Source organism: Thalassospira xianhensis MCCC 1A02616 (genome assembly GCF_003326475.1).
Taxonomy (GTDB): domain Bacteria; phylum Pseudomonadota; class Alphaproteobacteria; order Rhodospirillales; family Thalassospiraceae; genus Thalassospira; species Thalassospira xianhensis.
Map to the genome: position 1 here is coordinate 1 of NZ_JPWA01000080.1, position 2,607 is coordinate 2,607.

The 2,607-nt window shown below is 49.9% G+C and carries 1 protein-coding gene and 1 pseudogene; one reads left to right on the forward strand and one right to left on the reverse strand.

Going from position 1 to position 2,607, the window contains the following annotated elements:
• Positions 1-320 precede the first annotated feature (320 nt).
• Positions 321-521, reverse strand: a pseudogene (locus tag TH5_RS25040) (transposase); the annotation flags it as partial.
• A gap of 333 nt (positions 522-854) precedes the next feature.
• Here TH5_RS25040 and TH5_RS25045 point away from each other — a divergent pair.
• Positions 855-2,462, forward strand: coding sequence for a hypothetical protein (locus TH5_RS25045; RefSeq protein WP_147250194.1), 1,608 nt, complete (start codon positions 855-857; stop codon positions 2,460-2,462).
• Positions 2,463-2,607: the final 145 nt, after the last annotated feature.

The window sequence follows — 2,607 nt, forward strand, 5'->3', positions numbered from 1 at the left end:
AACATCACAGATTCTAAATTTATGTGTCAATTCACATGAGCGCCTAACCCCCGTGACATTACCTCCTGACGATTATCAAGGGGACTATGACATTCTGACCCAAAGAGCATGGACAGCCTGGGAAGTGTTTCATCAGGTGGGGCTCGATGAAGAAATCGAATAACCGGAATGTATGGAGACCCTCTGAAGTGCGAAAATGTCAGTCACGTTCCTAAAGGCATACAAGGGAGGGATATAAAAATGGCCGTTGAATACAATTATCGTGTTCGTTTTCCGAAGAACTGGTCAAAGAGTGACATTGAAGTCAGCAGCGGACTAGGTCATGTTGACAAACTTCTGAGCCACAAGCGAACCGAACTGATGTGAATGAAGCCGAGGTAGCTTTCTGCGGTTTTATCGTAGCGGGTTGCCAAGCGTCGTGAGCATTTGAGCTTGTTGAAGCAACGCTCAACGCGATTTCGCAAAGCATAGGTTATAGCATCGACCTTGATTGGCACTTTTCGATTGGTTTTACCCGGAATAGGGGCTGTTGGCGCCAGATCCGCAGAACCGGACGGCGCCGGATATAGGTGATGCGATAACCGCAGGCGGAAGATACGCGCCAAAGCTGTGCTCGGTGACAGATTGGGTGTTTTCTGAGCAGGGTTCAGGCCCGTGCCCATTTTCGGGGACCTGTTCGCAGGTTGCTATCGCACAATGTCGTGCCGAACTGGTGGGCGTGCATGTCTTTTCCGCCTAGGGATATCTCTTCCCAGAGTGGAACTTAAAATAGCGGTAAAGTTGTGTTTCCTATTGACTTGGCATCATAAAAGACCTTCAGAATAATTGCGTTGAGGGTTTTTGGAGGGATGGTCATGGGAATTCAGGACTTCGACGCTGCTTTCACTTTTCGTGGTGAAGACTTATATGCTGCGGTCTCTAGAAAATTTGCTTCTGATTTCAAATACTTTTCCAAATCTTTAGTGTTCTTGGAGTCAACGGACGACGACAGATATTTGCTATTTGCGGATATGTCTGGCGTGCAGCTTACTGCTGAAGATCCTGCAATTCACAATTGGGACGAATATAGGATATCGCCTTTTGAATTTCAGGTGCCGGTCTTCGTCTTGACACGGCAGGAGATGGAAGATGGAGAAGATCCTTCTTCGGGCATGCGGATTTTATTCCGTCTGACGTCAAATGGGAGATCGGTCGACTACGGAATAGGCGTATTTGAAGATGAGCTTGGTCAGCTCGAAATCACCCCTGATGAACTCGAAAATCCTGGGGATACCACTCCAGAGGAAAAAGAGGCACAGCTACAGGACGCGAAGAGCTTTTTTATAGGGGCCCGCCGGGGAATGCACTCGGTTGACGTAGTACCCGAAACGGTCGCTCCCGAAATCCTCAATTGGATCACTCACTCGTTTCCTGAGTATAAAGCGGCAATCGTCGGGACGGTGTTCTCAGACGTCAAAATCGTCGGAGATGCGCGCAAGGGTGTTGTGCCAAACGTACAACTGATCGGTGAAGTTCGCGGCGTTTGGGAAGTCAGCGATACATATCTTGGTAGTTCCGTCTACGTGCTGATCGTCGGCAGTGAGCAAGCCAGATTGTTGGCGCCCGACTGCCCGCTGCCATACTCGTCGGCGTACATTCCAAAAGGCGACTTGCAAGCCCTAGAAAATTCGGTGCAGGTCGTTGATGGCAAGGTGGAACTGGATAACATCAAGGTGGTCGGCAAAAACTTGCTCCCGACGCATTTCAAGCCCGCGGCTGCGAAGGAGAACGTGCAGGGAGATTCACCGTTCTTCGCTCTTTGGCTTTCTAGACCGCTGCTCTCTAAGACCTTCGACTACCGCATTGGGAAAAATCTCGGCGCCATGCTGGGGGTTCACTACTCGGACCAGGCGGGCCCCATTAAGTGGTACATGTCGGGAGCTTGGATCCTCGAAGGAGTTTCTGGTTCGGCGGGAATCGATACAACAGAGGCGTCGGTCAACATCAGGTTTGAAGGGCGGACGAAATTCGACGCGCTCGCCTATATCGATATCGGCTGTTTGAGCTACAAACTCGGCGACATGGACGCCTTTCACGAAGATTTCGATTTTACGCTGACTGCAAGAGTCTACGTTTCGCCGGAAGGAAAGCTTGTCTTCGTGGGCGGTCTCGGCGACCTTTCATTCGGCGGTTGGCAATGCTTCATAGACACGTTTATCGATCGCTATATCTCCAGTTGGGAGGGACTGGTGGCGGAGATGGTCGTCAAATACATCGTAGGTCAAATGATCAAGGACATAGTCGAAGGTGAAATCACCAAAGCAATGGGGGTTCTTTCCTTGGATATCTTTGACTTCAAGAGGCTACCGATCGTGGGTAATTTTCTCGAAGCTACTGCCGAGACATGGCCCCAGATGATCGCTGCTCATACGCTAGCATACGGCGATGCTGGCCTAGAGATCGCGGTGGGATTGAATGGGTGAAATACAGTGATCACGGGCTCCGTGATGTTGCATGGCCTTTCGATTAAATAAAATTGAATAAAGGGTCAGAATCACATGGTACGGTGTCCCCCTCTCCGAACTCGTGTGAATTGACTCAAAATATTGGAATCACCAACCGCAGAAA

Excerpts from the sequence above, each read along its gene's own strand:
- TH5_RS25045 (WP_147250194.1), top strand. The coding sequence starts at position 855 with ATGGGAATTCAGGACTTCGACGCTGCTTTCACTTTTCGTGGTGAAGAC.